The organism is Dactylosporangium cerinum, assembly GCF_042653625.1.
Taxonomy (GTDB): Bacteria; Actinomycetota; Actinomycetes; order Mycobacteriales; family Micromonosporaceae; genus Dactylosporangium; species Dactylosporangium cerinum.
The window spans coordinates 350946-369013 of the sequence record NZ_JBHSIU010000018.1 but is presented as its reverse complement, the minus strand read 5'-3'; the positions used below and the strand labels follow the sequence as shown (position 1 = coordinate 369013).

23 protein-coding genes are annotated in these 18068 nt (G+C 72.6%); 11 read left to right on the top strand and 12 right to left on the bottom strand.

What is annotated here, in order from left to right:
* Positions 1 to 2 precede the first annotated feature (2 nt).
* The gene (locus ACFPIJ_RS17295) at positions 3 to 623 is read right to left on the bottom strand and encodes an NAD(P)-dependent oxidoreductase (protein ID WP_380116045.1); all 621 of its coding nucleotides are present in this window, start codon (positions 621 to 623) and stop codon (positions 3 to 5) included.
* Between the two features lie 94 nt (positions 624 to 717).
* On the opposite strand from ACFPIJ_RS17295, the gene ACFPIJ_RS17290 reads away from it, so the two are divergent.
* The 6 genes from ACFPIJ_RS17290 to ACFPIJ_RS17265 all read left to right on the top strand — a co-directional run bounded on the left by ACFPIJ_RS17290 (position 718) and on the right by ACFPIJ_RS17265 (position 6215).
* Positions 718 to 1005, top strand: coding sequence for a putative quinol monooxygenase (locus ACFPIJ_RS17290; RefSeq protein ID WP_380116043.1), 288 nt, complete (start codon positions 718 to 720; stop codon positions 1003 to 1005).
* Positions 1006 to 1049: 44 nt separating this feature from the next.
* Entirely contained in the window at positions 1050 to 1667 is a 618-nt protein-coding gene (locus tag ACFPIJ_RS17285; RefSeq protein WP_380116042.1) for a TetR/AcrR family transcriptional regulator, read from the top strand.
* A gap of 75 nt (positions 1668 to 1742) precedes the next feature.
* Positions 1743 to 3950: an MMPL family transporter gene (locus ACFPIJ_RS17280; protein WP_380116041.1), complete on the top strand. Its 2208-nt coding sequence runs from the start codon at positions 1743 to 1745 to the stop codon at positions 3948 to 3950.
* Positions 3951 to 3997: 47 nt separating this feature from the next.
* The gene (locus ACFPIJ_RS17275) at positions 3998 to 4405 is read left to right on the top strand and encodes a PPOX class F420-dependent oxidoreductase (RefSeq protein ID WP_380116040.1); all 408 of its coding nucleotides are present in this window, start codon (positions 3998 to 4000) and stop codon (positions 4403 to 4405) included.
* A gap of 17 nt (positions 4406 to 4422) precedes the next feature.
* Positions 4423 to 5265, top strand: coding sequence for an MEDS domain-containing protein (locus ACFPIJ_RS17270; protein WP_380116038.1), 843 nt, complete (start codon positions 4423 to 4425; stop codon positions 5263 to 5265).
* Positions 5262 to 6215, top strand: coding sequence for an anti-sigma factor RsbA family regulatory protein (locus ACFPIJ_RS17265; RefSeq protein ID WP_380116036.1), 954 nt, complete (start codon positions 5262 to 5264; stop codon positions 6213 to 6215). Before ACFPIJ_RS17270 ends, ACFPIJ_RS17265 begins: the two co-directional genes overlap by 4 nt.
* On the opposite strand, the gene ACFPIJ_RS17260 is transcribed toward ACFPIJ_RS17265, so the two are convergent.
* The gene (locus ACFPIJ_RS17260; protein ID WP_380116034.1) at positions 6212 to 7006 is read right to left on the bottom strand and encodes an AraC family transcriptional regulator; all 795 of its coding nucleotides are present in this window, start codon (positions 7004 to 7006) and stop codon (positions 6212 to 6214) included. The genes ACFPIJ_RS17265 and ACFPIJ_RS17260 overlap by 4 nt on opposite strands.
* A 55-nt stretch (positions 7007 to 7061) precedes the next feature.
* On the opposite strand from ACFPIJ_RS17260, the gene ACFPIJ_RS17255 reads away from it, so the two are divergent.
* Positions 7062 to 8066, top strand: a complete 1005-nt coding sequence (locus tag ACFPIJ_RS17255; protein WP_380116033.1) for a zinc-binding dehydrogenase — start codon at positions 7062 to 7064, stop codon at positions 8064 to 8066.
* A gap of 75 nt (positions 8067 to 8141) precedes the next feature.
* Complete coding sequence (locus tag ACFPIJ_RS17250) at positions 8142 to 8375, top strand: hypothetical protein (protein ID WP_380116032.1); 234 nt, start codon at positions 8142 to 8144, stop codon at positions 8373 to 8375.
* Between the two features lie 79 nt (positions 8376 to 8454).
* Here the strand turns inward: ACFPIJ_RS17250 and ACFPIJ_RS17245 are convergent, their stop codons facing one another.
* Positions 8455 to 8697, bottom strand: coding sequence for a hypothetical protein (locus ACFPIJ_RS17245; RefSeq protein ID WP_380116031.1), 243 nt, complete (start codon positions 8695 to 8697; stop codon positions 8455 to 8457).
* A 106-nt stretch (positions 8698 to 8803) separates the two neighbouring features.
* Between ACFPIJ_RS17245 and ACFPIJ_RS17240 the strand changes: the two genes are divergently transcribed.
* The gene (locus ACFPIJ_RS17240; RefSeq protein WP_380116030.1) at positions 8804 to 9064 is read left to right on the top strand and encodes a hypothetical protein; all 261 of its coding nucleotides are present in this window, start codon (positions 8804 to 8806) and stop codon (positions 9062 to 9064) included.
* A gap of 34 nt (positions 9065 to 9098) precedes the next feature.
* Here ACFPIJ_RS17240 and ACFPIJ_RS17235 read toward each other — a convergent pair whose 3' ends face one another.
* From ACFPIJ_RS17235 to ACFPIJ_RS64570, 3 genes are all read right to left on the bottom strand, one after another.
* Positions 9099 to 9671 carry a hypothetical protein gene (locus tag ACFPIJ_RS17235; protein ID WP_380116029.1) on the bottom strand — a complete coding sequence of 191 codons (573 nt, stop codon included), beginning with the start codon at positions 9669 to 9671 and terminating at the stop codon, positions 9099 to 9101.
* 98 nt (positions 9672 to 9769) lie between these two features.
* On the bottom strand, positions 9770 to 10027 hold the full coding sequence (locus tag ACFPIJ_RS17230; protein WP_380116028.1) for a carboxylesterase family protein: 258 nt from the start codon (positions 10025 to 10027) through the stop codon (positions 9770 to 9772).
* A complete protein-coding gene (locus ACFPIJ_RS64570; RefSeq protein WP_460492078.1) occupies positions 10020 to 10754 on the bottom strand; it encodes a hypothetical protein in 735 nt (244 codons plus the stop codon). Before ACFPIJ_RS64570 ends, ACFPIJ_RS17230 begins: the two co-directional genes overlap by 8 nt.
* Positions 10755 to 10895: 141 nt before the next feature.
* Here ACFPIJ_RS64570 and ACFPIJ_RS17220 point away from each other — a divergent pair, with 141 nt between their 5' ends.
* Positions 10896 to 11360, top strand: a complete 465-nt coding sequence (locus tag ACFPIJ_RS17220; protein WP_380116027.1) for a PucR family transcriptional regulator — start codon at positions 10896 to 10898, stop codon at positions 11358 to 11360.
* Positions 11361 to 11375: 15 nt separating this feature from the next.
* On the opposite strand, the gene ACFPIJ_RS17215 is transcribed toward ACFPIJ_RS17220, so the two are convergent.
* The 5 genes from ACFPIJ_RS17215 to ACFPIJ_RS17195 are packed head-to-tail and all read right to left on the bottom strand — an operon-like array spanning position 11376 to position 16744.
* The gene (locus ACFPIJ_RS17215) at positions 11376 to 13547 is read right to left on the bottom strand and encodes an MMPL family transporter (RefSeq protein ID WP_380116026.1); all 2172 of its coding nucleotides are present in this window, start codon (positions 13545 to 13547) and stop codon (positions 11376 to 11378) included.
* A 28-nt stretch (positions 13548 to 13575) separates the two neighbouring features.
* Complete coding sequence (locus tag ACFPIJ_RS17210) at positions 13576 to 14379, bottom strand: ABC transporter permease (RefSeq protein WP_380116025.1); 804 nt, start codon at positions 14377 to 14379, stop codon at positions 13576 to 13578.
* Positions 14376 to 15329, bottom strand: a complete 954-nt coding sequence (locus ACFPIJ_RS17205) for an ATP-binding cassette domain-containing protein (RefSeq protein WP_380116024.1) — start codon at positions 15327 to 15329, stop codon at positions 14376 to 14378. The genes ACFPIJ_RS17210 and ACFPIJ_RS17205 overlap by 4 nt, the downstream gene beginning before the upstream one ends.
* Before the next feature lie 20 nt (positions 15330 to 15349).
* Positions 15350 to 16195: a DUF4097 family beta strand repeat-containing protein gene (locus ACFPIJ_RS17200; protein ID WP_380116023.1), complete on the bottom strand. Its 846-nt coding sequence runs from the start codon at positions 16193 to 16195 to the stop codon at positions 15350 to 15352.
* 33 nt (positions 16196 to 16228) lie between these two features.
* Positions 16229 to 16744, bottom strand: coding sequence for a toxin-antitoxin system HicB family antitoxin (locus ACFPIJ_RS17195; protein ID WP_380116022.1), 516 nt, complete (start codon positions 16742 to 16744; stop codon positions 16229 to 16231).
* A 114-nt stretch (positions 16745 to 16858) separates the two neighbouring features.
* Between ACFPIJ_RS17195 and ACFPIJ_RS17190 the strand changes: the two genes are divergently transcribed.
* On the top strand, positions 16859 to 17620 hold the full coding sequence (locus ACFPIJ_RS17190) for an alpha/beta hydrolase family protein (protein ID WP_380116021.1): 762 nt from the start codon (positions 16859 to 16861) through the stop codon (positions 17618 to 17620).
* Positions 17621 to 17635: 15 nt separating this feature from the next.
* Here the strand turns inward: ACFPIJ_RS17190 and ACFPIJ_RS17185 are convergent, their stop codons facing one another.
* Positions 17636 to 18016, bottom strand: coding sequence for a VOC family protein (locus ACFPIJ_RS17185; protein WP_380116020.1), 381 nt, complete (start codon positions 18014 to 18016; stop codon positions 17636 to 17638).
* Positions 18017 to 18068 lie beyond the last annotated feature (52 nt).

Here is an 18068-nt window from a genome sequence, read left to right as displayed (position 1 = left end):
CGTCATCCGGCTTGGGAAGTCACTGCCACCGACCGGCGGACGTAGGCGTTGCCGTGGAGTTCGGTGAGCATGAACTCCGCGAGGTCGGCGCGGGAGATCCGGGCGGTGAAGGAAAGCCTGAGGTCGGTCCCGGCGCGGCAGCGGCCGGTGCGGGGCCCGTCGGTGAGCACGGGTGCGCGCACGACGGTCCAGTCGGTGTCGCTGTCGCGCAGGAGCGCCTCCATCCGCTCCTTGTCGCGGAGCACGGCCCGTTCGAGCAGCCACGACACGGCGACATACGCGGTGCGGTGCCGGCTGTCCGCGACCCCGTAGTTGCTCAGGACGACGAGCCGGCGCGGGTCGCCGCCGGCCATGGCGGACAGCACCGTGCGGATGCCGTCGGTGCAGGTGTCGGGGCCTCGCCGCGGCCGGCCGAGGGCGCTGACGACCGCGCCGGCGCCGTCGAGCGTCCTGGCGACCGCCGCGGGGTCGCGCACGTCGCCGCCGACGACGTGCAGGCCGGCCCGTGGGTGGATGCGGGCCGGGTCGCGGGTGAGCGCGCTGACCTCATGGCCTCGTTGCAGGGCCCGGTCGACGACGACGCGACCGGCGCGGCCGGTTGCGCCGAGAACAGCCAGACGCACGTGGTCCTCCTTGATCAACTTATCCGGCACGCATGTGCCGTTTAGCTGCTACAGTGCCCCGGAGGTATCGAGACGTCAACCCTGGAGGCCAGTCATGCTGATCGTCGCCGGAACCGGCTACGTCGACTCCGACCACCGCGACGCACTCCTGGAGAGCCTGGCTCCGGCCGTGCGCCGGGCCCGGACCGCACCCGGATGCCTGGACTACGTGGTGGCGGCCGACCCGATCGAGCCCGACCGGGTCAACATCTATGAGCGGTGGGAGTCCGAGGCGCACCTCGGCACCCACCTGGCCGGGAGTGCGCCGGCGCCGATGCCGGAGGTGCGCGCCGTGGAGGTCGTGCGCTACGACGTCAGCGGCGCCCGCCCCCTGCAGGGCTGAGACGTGCGGCGTGCCCCCGGCTCGGCCCGGTTACGATCGCAGCGATGGCACCATCGGACCGGACCCCGGACGCTGTGCACGCCGACGCGCCGGGCCGCCCGCAGCGCGCCGACGGCAGGCGCAATCAGGCGCGGGTGCTCGAAGAGGCCTTCGCCGCCTTCGCGGAGCACGGTGCCGCGGTCCCGATCCGCGAGATCGCCCGCCGGGCGGGGGTCAGCACCGGCACGGTCACCCGGCACTACCCCACCAAGGAGGCGCTCTTCCGGGCGGTCGCGCTCCACCGGATCGAGCACCTCGTCCGCAGCGCGGAGGAGATCACCGCCCGCGAAGACCCGGCCACGGCCTTCTTCACCTTCTTCGCGCTGCTGGTGCGGCAGAGCGCCGCCGACCACGCCGTCGGTGACGCCCTCACCGGCGCCGGCTTCGACCTGCAGGCCGCGGCCTCGACGGCGATCCACGACTTCGGCGCGGCCATGGCGGGCCTGCTCACCCGGGCGCAGCACGCCGGCGCGGTGCGCGGCGACGCCGACACCGCCGACGTCAAGGCCCTCATCGCCGGCTGCATCGCCCGGCCCGACGACGGCGCCGCCCAGCAGCGCATGATCGAGATCGCCTGCGACGGACTGCGACCTACCAGTCGTTGGCGCGGCCAACACCCGTGATCCCGCCCGAGCAACCTTCTGCGTCGTCTGGCACGTTGGGTGCTTCGGATCGGCGGTTTACGGAGGACCGGGCGGATGGCTGAGGGGTTCATGGCGCGGCTGGGCGGCTGGTGTTTCCGGCGCCGCTGGTGGGTGCTGGGGTTCTGGCTGGTCGTGGTCGCCGGCGGGGTCATGGCCGCCGGGCCGCTGCTCGACGCGATCTCCGAAGGCAACAGCGTGCGCAAGAAGGTCGAGTCGATCGAGGCGTACGACCTGATCAGCACCGCCGAGGACTCGTCCGGTCAGGTGGTCGCCCTGGTGGACGGCGTCGACCCGGCCGCGGCCGACGTCCGTGCCGCCGTCGACGCGGCCGCGGCCCGCCTCCGCGGCGTCGATCACGTCCGGCAGGTCGAGGCGACGGCCGTGTCGGCCGACGGCCGCGCGCTGCTGGTCGTGGCCACCCTGGAGAAGGTCGACAAGCCCGTCCGCAACGCCGCCGTCGACCGGGTCGAGACCGAGTTCGACCGGCTCGACGCCGAACTGCCGGCCGGCGCCGACGTCCGCGTCGGCGGGTCCGCCACGATCAGCCGCGACTCGGGGGCGACCCTCGCCGCCGACCGCAACCGGGCCGAGCTGCTGTCGCTGCCGCTCACCCTCCTCGTGCTCGTCGTCGTGTTCGGCGGTCTGATCGCGGCCGGCCTGCCGGTCCTCGCCGCGGTCGTGTCCGTCGCCGCCGTCTTCCCGGTCCTGTACGTGTTCACCACGTTCACGGACGTCGACTCCAACGCGTTGACGGTCGCGTCGCTGCTCGGCCTGGGCCTGTCCGTCGACTACGGGCTGCTGCTCGTGGCCCGGTACCGCGAGGAGCTCGCCGCCGGGTTCGGGCCCGACGTCGCGATCGGCCGGGCCTGGGCGACCGCAGGGCGCACCATCCTGTTCAGCGCGCTCACCGTCGCCGCCGCGCTCGCCGGTCTCCTCGCGTTCTCGGTGCGCCAGCTCACCGCGCTCGGCGCGGCGGGGGTGTCGATCGCGCTGGTCGCGATGCTGGTGTCGCTGACGTTCACCGCCGCGCTGATCGGCGTGGCCCGCCGCCGCCTCAAGCCGTCCCGCCGGGCTGGCCGGGCTGGCCGTGCCGGCCGTGCCGGCCGTGCCGGCGGTGAAGAGGCCGGCGGTGAAGAGGCCGGCGGGGACGAGGCCGGCCGCGGGTTCTTCGCCGCCCTCGCCGCGCTCGTGCAGCGCCGCGCGGTGCTGGTCGCCGTGCTCACCGCGGCGCTGCTGCTGGCCGCCGGTCTGCCACTGCTGTCCGCGACGGTGAAGCTGCCCGGCCAGGACGGCATCCCGCGCGACATCGAGTCGATCCAGGTCGCCGGCGAGCTCAAGACCCGATTCGGCCGGTCGTTCGCGCCGTCGGTCACGATCATCGCGCGGACCGGCACGGCGGACCTCGACACGTACGCCGCCCGCTGGGCCGGCGACCCGGCCGTCGCCACGGTCCAGCCGGCGAAGCCCGCCGGGTCCGGCCTCGCTGCCGTCGAGCTGCGGCTGCGCGGCGGCGCGCAGGACGACGCGGCCCAGGACCTCGTGCGCCGGCTGCGGTCCGACCGTCCCACCGGCACGCAGTCCTGGGTGACCGGTGACGCGGCGGTCCTGGTCGACCTGGTCGACCTCATCATCGACGACCTGCCCCTCGCCCTGGGGATCACCCTGACCGCGATGCTCGTGCTGCTGTACGCGATGACCGGTTCGGTGGTGGTGCCGGTGAAGGCGATCCTGGCCAACGTCGTGTCCCTCGGCGCGACGCTCGGCGTCATGGTCGCCGTGTTCGAGCACGGCTGGCTGGCCGGGGTGCTCGGCACCCTCACCGTCGGCGGCCTGGACCCGTTCGTGGTGGTCATCCTCTTCGCGTTCGCGTTCGCGCTGTCCATGGACTACGAGGTGTTCCTGCTCGGCCGGGTCAAGGAGTACGTCGACGCCGGCGACGACACGAACACCGCCGTCCGGCGCGGCCTGCAGCACACCGGCCGGGTCATCACGTCCGCCGCGCTGCTCATGGTCATCGTGTTCGGCTGCTTCGCCGCGGCGCGGATGGGCAGCATCGAACAGATCGGCCTCGGCCTGGCCACCGCGGTCCTCATCGACGCGACCGTGGTGCGCTGCCTGCTGGTCCCGGCCACGATGACGCTGCTCGGCCGCTGGAACTGGTGGGCGCCGGCGCCGCTGCGCCGCCTGCACCGGCGCGTCGGCCTGAAGGAGTCGACGCTGCCGCCGGTGGAGGAGCCGGTGAGCGTCCCCGCCATGAGGTGAGTTGCGTCGATTCGCATCGACGGAGGCGGCCTGGGTACGACCCGATCATGACCCATACGCACACGACGGCCGCCGCGGCGCTCGGCGCCCAGCGGTTCGTCTCGCTGACCACGTTCAAGAAGGACGGCGCCGCGGTCGCCACCCCCGTGTGGATCACGCCGGACGGCGCCGCGCTCGTCGTCACCACCCCCGCGGAGAGCTGGAAGGTCAGGCGCCTGCGCCGTGACCCGCGGGTGCTGCTGGTGCCGTGCGGGCGCACCGGCAAGGTCCGCGAGGGGGACCGGCCGGTCGAGGGGATCGGGCGGATCGTCACCGACCCCGCCGAAGTGGACCGGATGGCGACGCTCGTGCGCCGCAAGTACGGCCTGGAGTACCGCGTGATGATGCTCGTCGAGCGGCTCGTCGCCGGCCGCCGCAGGTCACGGGTGATCGTGCGGATCACACCTTCTGAGTAGACGTGTACCGTTGGGCGATGCGTCGGACCGGGTTCGTCGACACGGTCCATGGCCTGGGCGGCCACGATCACGTCTGCTGGGTGTTCGACGCGCCCGGGGACTACCTGCCCGTCGTGGCGCGGTTCCTGGCCGACGGGCTCGCCGGCGGTCAGCGGGTGGTGTTCGTCGCCGACGGTGCCCACCCTGACGACCTGGACGGCGTCGACGGTTTCGCTGCGGCCCGGGCGGCCGGCGCCGCGCAGGTGTGGGACCTCGCGGCCTACGGTGGCGCGGGGCCCGTCGATCCGGACGCGCAGGTCCGCGCCTATGCGGCGATGACCGAGCAGGCGATCGCCGACGGCTTCGCCGGCCTGCGGGTCGCCGCGAACGCGACGCCGCTGGTCCGCACCGCCGAGGCACGCGCCGCGTTCGCCCGATACGAGTTCCTGATCGACGGCTACATGGCCCGGCGTCCGATGTCGGCGATGTGCGGCTATCACCGCGGTGAGCTGGGCGGGGCCGCCGCGGCCGAGCTGGCCGGCATGCACCCGCTGGCGCGGCCGGCGTCGACGGCGCTGCGGCTGTTCGCCGCCGACCCGCGGACCACGACCGCCGCGGCGGCGCTGGCGGGGGAGATCGACGTGGCGGGGCACGAGCAGCTGCGGACCGCCCTGGCCCGCGCCGACCTCACCCCCGTCGGCGGCACCATCACCGTCGACGCGCGCGAGCTGGCCTTCATCGACCATCGGGGCCTGACCCAGCTCGCCGGGCACTTCCGCGACCGCGGTGCCACCATTGAGCTGCTGGTGGGCCGGCACGGTTCCGTGTCGCTGCTGGCCGATGTGCTGCAACTGGACAATCTGCGAGTGGTGACGTCATGAGAACAGGACCGGCCGTCGGCCACGAGGGGATCTTCCACGAGGCCGCCTTCTACGCCTCCGACGAGGAGTTCCTCGCGGTGGTGCTGCCGTTCCTCCAGGGCGGAGTGGCGGCCGGCGAGCCGACCGTCTGCATCTTCGGCGGGCACCGCCAGAAGCTGATCCGCACCGCGCTGGGGGCCGGCAGCGGCGTCGTGTTCGTCGACGGCGGCGCCCACTACCAGCGCCCGGCCGCGGCGATCCGGCGGCACCGGGAGATGCTGGCCGGCTACGTCGGCGGCGGTGCGACGCAGATCCGCATCACCGGCGACGTGCCGCATCCCGGCGTCGGGGTGCCGTGGGAGTGGTGGGCCCGCTACGAGGCCGCTGCCAACGAGGTCTACGACGAGTTCCCGATGTACGGTTTGTGCCCGTACGACACCCGCACCGCACCGCTCGACGTCCTCGACGACGTCCGGCGCACGCATACGCATGTCGTGACGGCGGACGGGCAGCGGCAGCGCAGCGCCACCTACCACGAGCCGCGGGACTTCCTCGCGACGGCGGTGACCACGCGGCCGGACCCGGTCGAGGCCCGCCCGCCCGCGTGTGAGCTGTCCGACCCGTTGCCCGCCCACGCCCGCGCCGCGGTCGCGGACCTGGAGCGGGTGGCGGCGCTCGGCGACGACGAGCTCAACGGGCTCCTGCTCAGCGTCAGCGAGGCGGTCACCAACGCGCTGACGCACGGCCGCCCGCCGGTGCGCGTGCGCGCCTGGGCGGAGCCGTCCCGGATCGTCGTCGCCGTCACCGACGGTGGCCCCGGACCGGCCGACCCGGCGGCAGGGCTGATGCCCATGGGCGGACCGGGCGGCCTCGGCCTGTGGATGGCCCACCAGCTGTGCAGCTACGTCTCGCTGCGGCGCGATCCCGACGGCTTCACGATCCGCCTGATCGCCGAGAACCCCGCAACCTAGTCGGTCGCGATCGTCGCCAGGTGCGGACCTGGGGCACCGGCCTGGGTGCCGGCGCGGTGCCGGCCGGGAGTGGTGCCGACGATCGCGGTGAAGGCGGCGATGAAGCCGCTCGGATTCGCCCACCCGCAGGCGCGGGCGACGCGCGTCGTGTCGTGCCCCTCGGCGAGCAGGACGAGCGCGTGACAGATGCGCAGCTGGGTGCGCCACTCGTAGAACGTCATGCCCAGCTCGTCGTGGAAGAGCCGGCTGAGCGTCCGGGCCCCGGCGCCGACCTGGCGCCCGAGCACCGCCAGCGAGCTGGTGTCCGCGGGGTCGGCGCCCAGGATGCGAGCGACCGCCCGCAACCGGTCGTCGCGCGGCTCGGGCAGGTGCGTGGGCTGCTCGTGTGCCTCCCGGAGCTCGTCGACCAGGACCCTGTGCAGGCGGGCACGGGCGCCCCGGTCGAAGCGCCGCGAGCCGGTGAGTGCCAGCAGGACCTCGCGGGCGAGGCCGGAGGCGAGGAACACCGCCGGGCGGTCGGGCGCGCGCCGGGCCAGCGACGCCGGCAGGAACACGATCCGCATGTCGGTGTCGCCGTGCGCGCGGTGGTGATGCGGGGACGAGGCGGGGACCCAGGCGACCCGGTTGGCCGGAACCACCCAGGTGCCGTGCTCGGTGTGGACGGACAGGACGCCGCTGGCCGCGTACACCAGATGCCCGCGCGGGTGGGAGTGCGACCGGCTGGTCGAGCCGGACGGCCACAGGTGCACGCCCCCGGACGGCCAGATCCGGGATTGGCGGGCTACGGGCATGACTTGGCATTGTAGCGGTGGGCGGCCATTCGCCCCGGCGGCGACAGTTCAGGGCATGCGAACGACGATGCGAGCGGCCGTCTGCGTACGGCCGGGTGGCCCCGAGGTCCTGGAAATCCATGCACTGCCGGTGCCCGCGGCGCGGGAAGGCTGGACCCTGGTGCGGGTGATGGCCGCCGGCCTCAACCGCTCGGAGCTGCGCACCCGCCAAGGGCACTCACCAGGCGTCAGGTTCCCGCGGGTGCTGGGGATCGAGTGCGTCGGCGTCGTCGCGGAATCGGCCGGCGCCGCGCTGCCGGCCGGCACGACCGTCGCGGCGGTGATGGGGGAGATGGGCCGGGCCTTCGACGGTGGCTACGCCGAGTACGCGCTGCTGCCGGACGCGCTGCTCATGCCCGTGACCACCACGCTGCCCTGGGACGTGCTGGCCGCGCTGCCGGAGACGTACCTGACCGCCCAGGGCGCGCTGGACGCCCTGGGCATCCGGTCAGGCGATCAGTTGCTCATCCGCGGCGGTACGTCGTCGGTCGGCCTGGCCGCCGCGTCGATCGCGCACGCTCACGGCGTCGAGATCGCGGCGACGACCCGGCGGCCGGAGAAGGCCGCCGCGCTGGCCGCGGCCGGCGCCGACCATGTGCTCCTGGATGCGGCCGGGCCGCTGCGCACGCCGTGGGCCGCCGGCCCGAGCCATGTCCTGGAGCTCGTCGGGGCAAGGACGGTCGCCGACTCGCTGCGCCTGGTCCGCCGGGGCGGGACGGTCTGCGTGGCCGGCTCCCTCAGCGGCTGGCAGGTCCCGGATTTCGAGCCGATCGCGATGATCCCCTCCGGCACCCGGCTCACCGCCTTCCACAGCGACGACCTCAAGGGCAGCGCGGGGGCGGCCGTGCTCCAGCGGGTGGTCCGTAACGTCGAGACCGGCGTATACCGGCCGAACATCGACACGGTCTTCGGCCTGGACGACATCGTCGCGGCGCACCGGCACATGGAGGACAACCGGGCCACCGGCAAGGTGGTCCTGCTGCCCGGCGGCGGTCACGCCGCGCTGCCGGCTTTGCCGTAGCCGCCCGCGAGGATGTCCTCGACCAGGGTGGGGCCGACGGACACCGGCCTGCAACTGCCCGACAGGGACGGGACCGTGCGCGCGTCCGACTGGTCCAACGTGGACAGCGCCAGTGTCACCGGCGGCCGGTGGTCGCCGCAGCTGGCGGTGACGTTCGTCGACCCCGACCGGCTGCGGCCGGCACCCGATCCGTGGCAGCTGGCCGCCGCGTTCCGGCGTGGCCGGTACCGCATCGTCGTGCCGCTGGGCGGCAGCCGCGCAGACGTGGCTCGCCTTGCCGAAGGCCTGGCGGCAACTCCCCAGCGCTGAACCGTCCGCCGTTGCCGGTGCACCGCAACGTTGCGAGGCTGGGATCATGCTCAGCAACGGCGATGCGATCCTGTTTCGTTCACAGGACGGCGCGACACTCTTCACGCGGGGCGGGGACGGCCTGCTCAACGACGTCCCAGCGCACGAGCACCGCGGGCGCTGGCGGGTTGACGACCGGCATCGGGTGCTTGCCGCGGCCTGCGACCGGTTCGGGCTGTGGGACCACCTGGGTGCCGACGAACGAGCGGCGGCGCGGCGGGATGCGGAGACCGGCTGCTATCCGCTCGACTTCGACCGGCTGATCGAGCGCGTGCTGTTCCACGCCGATGGCGAGAATCTGGCCGAGGGCGGCGTCGAGCGGTTCATGACCAGGGTCGCACCGGCGCTGACCCGGTTCGGGCTCGCGTTGGAGGTGACCACGGTCGCGAGTGATCGCCCTCAACGGTCTGCGGTGCACGGTCTGGACCGCCGACGAGTGGCAGGCCGCCGGCGACATGTGGAAGAGGGCGACCGTGCGCCCCTTGGCGGTGCTCAACCGTCTCCTCGCCGACGTCAGCCCTGTCCGGGCGCACACCCTGATCGCCGGCGGCAACGAGGGCCTGCTGCTGATCGCCGATCCGCGCGCGGTCGACGCGATGCGCGCCAGCGGCCTGTTCGGCGAGCACGGCATCCCGGCGCTTGCCCGGTAACGGCGCTGTCGATCGGGGCGCTGCTGAGCGTCGGTCAGCTGTCGCGTCCGCGGGCGTGCTCTTCCCGCTGCTGGCGGGCCAGCTCCGGCGGCGTCGACCACAGCGCGACGTCGATGGCCGCCATGCCCAGGTCGCCTCGGGCGGCGTTGAGGAACGCCTGTTCCGACGGCTGGAAGATGCGGAAGCTCGAGTCCGGGACGATGCCGTCCGGGCTGTTCGCGCGGTCGATCGCGAAACGGAGGACGGCGACGCGAAGCTCGCGGGCCTGCTCGGCGACGTCCAGTGAACTGGTAGCCATGAGCAGGTCCGCGGAGGCGGCCTCGACGGCCTGGCGCAACGCGGCACCGTCGCCGGAAAGTATCGGCACGATGAGCTGACCGTCCGGCGACCGGACGACATCAACCGGGTTCGCGGGCTGCTTGAGGTAGTCGACGAACTGGCGGCACGCGGTGAGATAGCGTGAATAGGCGCGCCGGAGTTCTTCGCGCTCGCGGTGCCGCTGCTCGGCCTGTGCCGTCTGCCGCTCGTTGCGCAGCGTCAGCCAGGAACCGAGCCACACGCCGATCAACGCGACCAGCGGACCCATGACCGCGACGAAGGCATTCATACGGCCGCCACTGTATCGACCAGTTCGCGGGTCGATCCATCGCCGGCGGTGTCCGATACACGTCGGTCCGGCGAGGGGTTTCCGGGCAGCGGGGATGCTCAACGTATGAACGGCTGCGGCGCGCGCCATCGCAGGTCGCCGACGGGTGCGGCGGCGTAGGGCAGGCCCTTGAAGGCGGCCACGCCGGCCTGGTCGGCGGTGCCCTGGAACCTGCCGGACGCGGTCGACACGACCGGGTCGGCTGTGACGGCCGCCGCGGCCGAAGACGCGACCACCAGAGCGGTCACCAGAGCGGCCACCAGGGCGGCCAGCGGCAGGCCGGTGAACGTGCGGAAGAAGCACCGTCGGTCACTCATGAGCGACCAGCCAGGTGCGCGCTTCCTTGGTGAGGCGGGCCACGACGTCGGGGCGGTCGTCGCCGGGCAGGTCCGGGTCGACCTGGTAGCCGAGCCGGTCGAGGACCCAGGCCAGGCAGCGGTAGCTGGGCCGGAACCCGGCCAGCGCGGCCGGGTCGACGTCGAGCACGGCACCGGGCACCGCCGCGGTCAGCGTGTCGCGTTCGTAGACGCCGTCGAGGGACCGCAGCCGCCATCCGGTGGCGTCGCGTTCGGCCCGGTACAGCAGCCGCAGGTAGGACACGAGGTGTGCTCTTTCGTCGGCGGAAGGGGCGGTCAGACGTAGAACTGGTCCCAGAAGTCGCAGTGGTGGTCCGCGGCGAACTCCGTGGTGACGTGCGGTTCCGGCGCCCGCAGCGCGAGGTAGGCGTCGCGCGCCGCGGTGTAGGCCGGCCAGTGCGGCGATCCACCGCCGGCGTTCGGGTCGCCGGTGTGCGCGAAGCTGGCCCAGTACCCGCACCATGTGCGCGGCGAGCGCCTGGTGCTCCTCGTTCAGCTTGTGGCGCGTACCGCCGCCGCCGGCGAAACCGGGGAACAGGAACTGCACCTCCTGGACGCGACCGGACCCGTAGCCGAACGACACCGCCGGCCACGCAACGGGGGCGTCCGGGACGTCGAACTCGTAGGCCCACACCGGCACGTGCGCGCCGAGCATCCGGGTGGTGTGCCGGCCACCGGCGGAGATCACGCCGCAGTCGCCGACGGCGGCGGCCAGGGCGCGGCTCGGGGCGGGGAACCGCTTCCCTCGAGGTGCCCCGACGGCACGTCGTCGCTGTGGGCCTGGGGCTCCTGGCGGTCCCGCGATGCCATCCCGGAGCCTCCCGGCGACGTGTCCCCGCCGGAGGCGATCCACATCGCCGCCGGCACCGTGGCCAAGGGACTCGCGGGGTTCCGGCAGAGCCACCTCGAGGCGGCGCGGGCCGCGGCGCTGACCCGCGCCAGCCGGCACCCCGCCGGCTTCACCCGCTACCACGACGTCGAACTGGCGGTCCTGCTCGCCCAGGACATCGACCGGGCCCAGACGTTCGTCGCCCGCGAGCTGGGAGACGCGGCCGCCCGCACCCAGACCGCCGGCGAGCTGCGCGACACCGTCGCGGCGTACCTGGCCCATGACCGCAGCCTGATGCGCGCCGCGACGGAGCTGCATGTCGCCCGCAACACCGTCGCCTACCGAGTCAAGAAGTTCGAGGAGCTCACCGGCCGCTCGGTCGCCGAGCGGCGGCTGGAGCTGGAGGCCGCGCTGCGGCTCGCCAACGTGCTCGGCGACCGGGTCACCACGGGCGAGGACCCGTGATGACCCGGTCACTTCTTATGGGTGCACGGCCGGGCCGGGCTCCTTCTCCAGCTCGACGGCGCCGCCGGCCGGCTGGTGCGGTGCCGGCGCCCGGTCGCCGTGGCCGGGCCACCAGGCGGCGTGCCCGATGAGCGCGGTGAACGCCGGGACGAAGAAGAACGACATCACGAACGCCGACAGCACGATGCCGATCGCGACCGCGAAGCCCATCTGCTGCAGGAACGAGATGGGCGCCAGCATCAGCACCCCGAACGTGCCGGCGAGGATCAGGCCGGCCGCGGCCACGGTCGGGCCGCCGTGCTCGACGCCGAGCGCCGCCGCCTCGCGCGGCTCCTTGCCCTCCCGGGCCTCCTCCCGCAGCCGCGCGATCATCAGGATGTTGTAGTCGGTGCCGATCGCGACGACGAACAGGTACAGGATGATCGGCAGCTGGAACGTGACGCCGGGCTTGTCCTGGAGGCCCTGGAACAGGTACACCGTGGCGCCCAGCGTCGCGGCGTAGTTCAGCAGCACCGCGACCACCAGGTAGATCGGCGCGACGAGGCTGCGCAGCAGCAGGGCCAGGATGATCGCGATCAGTGCGGCGGCCACCGGCAGGATCACCGACAGGTCGCGGTTGTTGGCGGTGTTGATGTCGGCGAACACGGCGGTCGTGCCGCCGACCACGGCCCTGGTCCCGCCCGGCGCCTGAGCGTGCAGGTAGTCGCGCAGGTCGCCGCGGACGAGCTCGATGGCCTCGTTCGACACGGGGTTGATGTTCAGCAGCAGATCGATGCGCACGATGTCCTGCCTGTTGCTGAGCACGACCTCGCCGACCTGGCCGACGCCGGGGGCGTCCCTGGCCGCGGACCGGAACAGCTCGATCGTCTGCATATTCACCGGTTCGCCGTTGTCGGTGGTGAGGTACACCTGGGTGGGCTGGGCGGCCCCGGCCGCGAACGCGCGACCCAGGTCCGCCTGCGCCTGGGCGGACTCGGTGTCCTGCGGGAAGCCGGAGCTGAAGTCGTAGTCGGCCTTGTACATCAGCGTGCCACCGGCCAGGGCGACCAGCACCAGGCCGGACACCACCGCGACGAGCGCCGGCCGGCGCCCGACGAGCGCGCCGAGCTTGCGCGAGACCGTGGCCTTCGGCGGGTGCTGCCAGGCCTTGGACGGCCAGAACACGAACCGGCCGAGCTTCGACACGAGCGCCGGGATCAGCGTCAGCGACGTGATCAGCATGACGCCGACCGCGATCGCCAGGCCGGGGCCGAGCGAGCCGAAGAACCCGAGGGACGCGAGCAGCAGCACCAGGAAGGCGACCACGACCGCGCCGGCCGCCGACGCGATGACCTCGCCGACCCGCTGCACCGACACGATCATCGCGGTCTGCTTGTCGTCGCCGGCGCGCAGCCGTTCGCGGTAGCGGAACAGCAGGAACAGGATGTAGTCGGTGCCGATGCCGTAGAGCACGATCAGCAGGATCGTCTGCAGATCCTGCCCGACGTTCCAGTCCAGGGCCTTGCCGACGACCGCGATGATGCTGGTGGTCACCTGCATCACGATGCCGATCACGATGATCGGCAGCAGCGCGGCGATCGGGCTGCGGAAGATGACCAGGATCAGGACGATGATGAGCACGAACGTGGCGATGCCGACGATCGCGAAGGCGCCGTTGAACGTGTCCTCGTTGTCGACGTACGCCGCCACGTCGCCGCCGACGCGGGCGCTGAGCCCGGTGCCGTTGAGGTCCTCGGTGAGGGCGGTGCGCAGGCTGCGGATCGCGTCGAGCAGCGCCGGGTCGTCCGGGGTCGGTGCCTCCAGGCCCACGTTGATGAGCTGGATCGACTTGTCCGGCGCCAGCGCCTGCGGCCCGGTGACGTAGCCCTCGGTGGCCGGGATGTTGCGGGCCTTGAGCTTGTCCGCGAGGGTGGTGACCGCGGCACTGTCCTGATCGGACAGTGCGGCGCCGTCGGTGCGTTTGACCACGATCAGCGCGCTCGCGGTGGCCTGCTTGGCGAACGCCGTCTGCGACAGCTTGATCGCCTGGATCGACTCGTACTTGGACGGAAGAAAGTCGCTCTGCTCCGCGGACGTGATGTCACTCAACGACGGCGAGAGCCCGATGATCGCCACCGAGGCGACCAGCCAGCCGGCGATCACCCACCAGGCTCTGCGAACGACGAACCTACCCAACCAGCCGAACATTGACGCCTCCCTGCATCGTGATTTCGATTTATCGGGTCGACTCGCGATTGAACAGTTTCTTGGCCCAGAGATAGCCGCCGAGCGTGACGGCGGCGCACCAGCCGATGGCGATGACCGCATTGTTCCCGATCGGGGTGCCCATCAGCAGCCCGCGAATCGTTTCGATGAGCGGTGTAAAGGGCTGATACTCGGCGAACCAGCGCAGCGCGGTGGGCATCGAGTCGGTCGGGACGAACCCGCTGCCGAGGAACGGCAGCAGGATCAGCGGCAGGCCGACATTGCTCGACGACTCGACGGACTTGCTGGACAGGCCGAGCGCGACCGACAACCAGATGAACGCGAACGCCATCATCACCAGCACGCCGGCGAGGGCCAGCCACTCGATCGGGCTCGCCGTCGGGCGGAAGCCGATGAGCAACGCGACGCCGATGACCGCCGTGATGGCGAGCACCGCCTGGATGAGGCTGCCGAGGACATGTCCGGTGAGGACGGAGACACGCGCGATCGCCATGGTGCGGAACCGGTCGATGATGCCCTCGGTCATGTCCATCGCGACCGAGATCATGGTGCCCTGCACGATGGAGGTGATCGTCATCAGGATGATCGCCGGGGTCACGTAGTTGATGTACTCCGCCCGACCGCCGGCGGCGCCGTTTCCGGCGCCGCCGAGCCCCGCGCCGAGCGTGCCGCCGAAGACGTAGACGAACAGCAGCAGGAAGACGATCGGCATCGCGACCAGCATCACCGTCAGCGACGGATACCGCATCATGCGGATCAGCTGGCGGCGCAGCATCGTCGCGGAGTCGGCGAGCGCATAGGACACCGTGCTCATGGCGTGGCCACCTTCTCGGGTCGGGGGTTGCCGGTCAGGGCGAGGAACACGTCGTCGAGGTCGGGGGTGTGCACGCTGAGCGAGTCGACCGCGACCGCGTGCGCGTCGAGCCGGTCGATCAGCGCCTTCAGCGCGCCGAGGCTGCCGTCGTGCGGGACCCGCAGGGCGAGCGCGTCGCTGTCGCGGGTCGCCTGGGCCACGGCCCGTTCGGCGGCCTCCAGGTCGGCCGGCCCGGCGAACCGCAGCTCGATGTGGCCGCCGGGGATGCGGCGCTTGAGTTCGCCCGGGGTGCCCTCGGCGACGATCCGGCCGTGGTCCAGCACCGCGATCCGGTCGGCCAGCTCGTCGGCCTCGTCCAGGTACTGCGTGGTGAGGAAGACGGTGACACCGCCGGCGACGAGGTCCCGCACGATCTGCCACATGCCGCGGCGGCTGCGCGGGTCCAGCCCGGTCGTCGGCTCGTCCAGGAAGATCACCTCGGGCGAGGCGACCAGGGTCATCGCGAGGTCGAGCCGCCGGCGCATGCCGCCGGAGTAGGTGGAGACCGGCTTGCGGGCCGCGTCGGCGAGGTCGAACTGGTCGAGCAGTCCGGCCGCCCGGCGCCGGCCGGCCCGGCCGAGGTGGTGCAGGTCGGCCATCAGGAACAGGTTCTCCTGGCCGTTGAGCAGGTTGTCGACCGCGGAGAACTGGCCGGTCACACCGATCGCGGCGCGGACCGCGTCCGGTGCGGTGCTCACGTCGTGGCCGGCGACCGTCGCGGTGCCGCCGCCGGCGCGGATCAGCGTGGACAGGATCTTCACCGTGGTGGTCTTGCCCGCGCCGTTCGCGCCGAGCAACGAGAACACGGTGCCGCGCGGGACGTCCAGGTCGATGCCGTCGAGCACCACGTGGTCGCCGAAGGACCTGCGCAGTCCGGTCGCCGTGATCGCCGGCTGGGATGGCGTGGTCATGGGGGTGTCCCTTCGAGAGGTCAGGTGCGGTGGATGCTGATGTCGCCGAAGCCGGTCTGCACGTGGACCTCGACGGTCTCCTCGGACTTCTCCGGTCCCTGGTCGATGTCGGTGAGCTCGTTGCGGACCCGCCCATGTCCCGTCTTCAGATCGAGCCACGCGGCCGTGCCCTTGGCGACCCCGACCTCCAGGTCACCGTGCGCGGTGACCAGGGTGACCGTCTCGCGGACGACCCGGCCGATGCGGATCGCACCGTTGGAGGTCTTCGCGTCGACCGCGGCGTCGGCCCGGGCGACGGTGATGGTGCCGTTGGCCGTCCGGGCCCGCAGCGAGCCCGCGACGGTGCCGATCTCGATGGGGCCGTTGGAGCTCTTGATGACGGCGGCGCCGCGGATCTCATTGATGTGCACGTCGCCGCTGCCGGTGGCGACCTCGGCGTCGCCCGCGACGGTGCCGACGGCGACGTGGCCGAGGGTGTCCGCGTGCAGGTGGCCGGTCTGGTCGAGGCGGAACCGCCCGACGGACGACTTGAACCGGCAGTCGCCGAGCGCGCCGATGCCGTCGATGTCACCGACCGCCACGTCACCGCGCACCCCGGAGCCGGTGGGCAGCTCCACCAGCACGGTGATCGACCGGGTCTTCTTCGAGAAGTCGAACAGCCGGGACTTCGGCCCGCGCACGGTCAGCGTGCCGTTGGCGTATTCGACCCGGGTCTGCTGCGCGGCCTGCACGTCGGACTCGTCGGCGTCGTCGCTCGGCCGCACCTCGACGACGGTGTCGGTGCGGTCGCCGGCGACGAGGCGCAGCTCGCCGACGGAGATGTCGATCGTGACGGAAATCGGCTCGGGGGTGGCGAAAACAGGCATGGTTGTCCCCTTGAATTGGGTTCGGTACGGCTTTTAGCGGGCCCAGCCGGTGTGGTGTTGGGCGCCTGGCTTGCCGCGGCGGACGGTGTCGTTGTCGCGGTCGGAGGCGCGCAGGGCGAGGACGGCGGCCCGGGCCAGCCAGGCGTTGACCGACCGTCCCTCCTTGCCGGCGGCCTCCTCGATCGCGGCCTTGAGCTGCTCCGGGAGGCGGACGTTGATGCGCGCCGTGGCACCGTCGTCGTAGCTCGCGCCGTCGTCGGCTGGCGCCGCGCCGCGGCCGGTGTCCTCGTCCCGTGGCTGCTGCGTCGGGGGAGCGGTGACGATGAACTCCGGGTCACGGCCGCGCAGGCGCACCTGGACCGACCCGGGGACGAGGTCCCTGGTGATCTCGTCGGCGGCGGCCGACAGCGCCTCGAGCAGCGCGAGCCGGATCGCCGACTCCATCGCGACGGTGAGCCGCTCGATCGACGCGGTGCCGCCGTCCGCCCCGGTCTCCGCGGCCGTCAGCAGCTCACGTCCGAGGGAGGCCACATACGGGTTCAGGTCCATGGCACAACTATGGCACACGGTGGTGCCATGGTCAAGCAATCTGGCTCAGCTTGGCTCAATGTGGCTCAGGCTGGTGTCAGCCCTTCGGTGGCGGAGGTGCGTACGCTGGCCGACGTGCAGCGTCCCGCTTACCTGGCACCGCTCGTGGTCCCGGTCGACCCGGTCGAGCCGGAGCGCGGCGACCCGGCGGACCTCTACCTCCCCGATGGCAGCGATGGACGCTCCCGGCCCGCAGTGGTGCTGGTCCACGGCGGACCGGTGCCGGCCGGGCGCCGGCCCACGCCGCGGGACTGGCCGGTCTATCGCGGTTACGGCTCGCTGCTCGCCGGCCGTGGTGTCGTCGCCGTGACCATCGACCATCCGCTGCACAGCCTCGACGACTACCCGCGGTCCGCGACGCTGCTCCACGAGGCGGTCGACCGGGCCCGCGAGCACCCGCGCGTCGACGGCGACCGCATCGCACTGTGGTTCTTCTCCGGCGGCGGACCGCTGAGCGCCGGCTGGCTGCGTGATCCGCCGTCGTGGCTGCGCTGCGTCGCGCTGACCTACCCGTGGCTGGGCAGCTCCGTGCTGGAGCCGAGCTTCCGGCCGATCGACGCGGTCGAGGCGGTCGGTGCGGCGGCCGCGACCGGCGTGGCCGGTGCGATGCGGGCCAACGCTCTGCCGATCGTGCTCACCCGGGTGGGGCTGGAACGCCCGGACATCGCCGCCACCGTCGCGGCATTCGTGGCCGCGGCGCAGACCGCCGAGGCGGACCTGACCATCATCGACGTGCCGGCCGGGCAGCACGGCTTCGACACCCTCGACGACACCGACGCCTCACGGCAAGCCGTCGCACAGGCGGTCGACCACGTGCTGGTGACACTGCGTTCGTAGCGACCCGCCTCGAGGTCACGGCTCCGGGGAGAGGAACTCCAGCCGGTTGCCGAGGGGATCGAAGGCGTAGAAGCGGCGGTGGCCCGGGAAGTTGCCGTCCCAGTCGACGGCGACGCCGGCGTCGGTCAGCCGCTTCGCCACGGCGTCGAGGTCGGTGACCAGCAGGCCTGGGTGGGCCTTGCGGGCGGGCACGAAGTCCTGCTCGACGCCGAAGTGCAGCTCCAGGGCGCCGCCGCGGAACCAGCAGCCGCCGCGGGCGGCGAGCACCGGCGGCTTCTCCAGCTCCGTCATGCCCAGGATGTCGCCGTAGAACGCCCTGATCTGGGGCTCGGCGCCCGGCGGGATCGCCAGCTGGGTGTGGTGCAGGCCGTCGAACGTGTACAGGGGAGCCTCCATGGCGTCGTCAGCGGCGGCGCATCAGCAGGACGATGAACACACCCACGGCGGC

What these genes read in the sequence shown, in the direction of transcription:
- ACFPIJ_RS17290 (WP_380116043.1), top strand. Translation starts at nt 718, where the DNA reads ATGCTGATCGTCGCCGGAACCGGCTACGTCGACTCCGACCACCGCGAC.
- ACFPIJ_RS17285 (WP_380116042.1), top strand. Translation starts at nt 1,050, where the DNA reads ATGGCACCATCGGACCGGACCCCGGACGCTGTGCACGCCGACGCGCCG.
- ACFPIJ_RS17280 (WP_380116041.1), top strand. Translation starts at nt 1,743, where the DNA reads ATGGCTGAGGGGTTCATGGCGCGGCTGGGCGGCTGGTGTTTCCGGCGC.
- ACFPIJ_RS17275 (WP_380116040.1), top strand. Translation starts at nt 3,998, where the DNA reads ATGACCCATACGCACACGACGGCCGCCGCGGCGCTCGGCGCCCAGCGG.
- ACFPIJ_RS17270 (WP_380116038.1), top strand. Translation starts at nt 4,423, where the DNA reads ATGCGTCGGACCGGGTTCGTCGACACGGTCCATGGCCTGGGCGGCCAC.
- ACFPIJ_RS17265 (WP_380116036.1), top strand. Translation starts at nt 5,262, where the DNA reads ATGAGAACAGGACCGGCCGTCGGCCACGAGGGGATCTTCCACGAGGCC.
- ACFPIJ_RS17260 (WP_380116034.1), bottom strand. Translation starts at nt 7,006, where the DNA reads ATGCCCGTAGCCCGCCAATCCCGGATCTGGCCGTCCGGGGGCGTGCAC.
- ACFPIJ_RS17255 (WP_380116033.1), top strand. Translation starts at nt 7,062, where the DNA reads ATGCGAACGACGATGCGAGCGGCCGTCTGCGTACGGCCGGGTGGCCCC.
- ACFPIJ_RS17235 (WP_380116029.1), bottom strand. Translation starts at nt 9,671, where the DNA reads ATGAATGCCTTCGTCGCGGTCATGGGTCCGCTGGTCGCGTTGATCGGC.
- ACFPIJ_RS17230 (WP_380116028.1), bottom strand. Translation starts at nt 10,027, where the DNA reads ATGAGTGACCGACGGTGCTTCTTCCGCACGTTCACCGGCCTGCCGCTG.
- ACFPIJ_RS17215 (WP_380116026.1), bottom strand. Translation starts at nt 13,547, where the DNA reads ATGTTCGGCTGGTTGGGTAGGTTCGTCGTTCGCAGAGCCTGGTGGGTG.
- ACFPIJ_RS17210 (WP_380116025.1), bottom strand. Translation starts at nt 14,379, where the DNA reads ATGAGCACGGTGTCCTATGCGCTCGCCGACTCCGCGACGATGCTGCGC.
- ACFPIJ_RS17205 (WP_380116024.1), bottom strand. Translation starts at nt 15,329, where the DNA reads ATGACCACGCCATCCCAGCCGGCGATCACGGCGACCGGACTGCGCAGG.
- ACFPIJ_RS17200 (WP_380116023.1), bottom strand. Translation starts at nt 16,195, where the DNA reads ATGCCTGTTTTCGCCACCCCCGAGCCGATTTCCGTCACGATCGACATC.
- ACFPIJ_RS17195 (WP_380116022.1), bottom strand. Translation starts at nt 16,744, where the DNA reads ATGGACCTGAACCCGTATGTGGCCTCCCTCGGACGTGAGCTGCTGACG.
- ACFPIJ_RS17185 (WP_380116020.1), bottom strand. Translation starts at nt 18,016, where the DNA reads ATGGAGGCTCCCCTGTACACGTTCGACGGCCTGCACCACACCCAGCTG.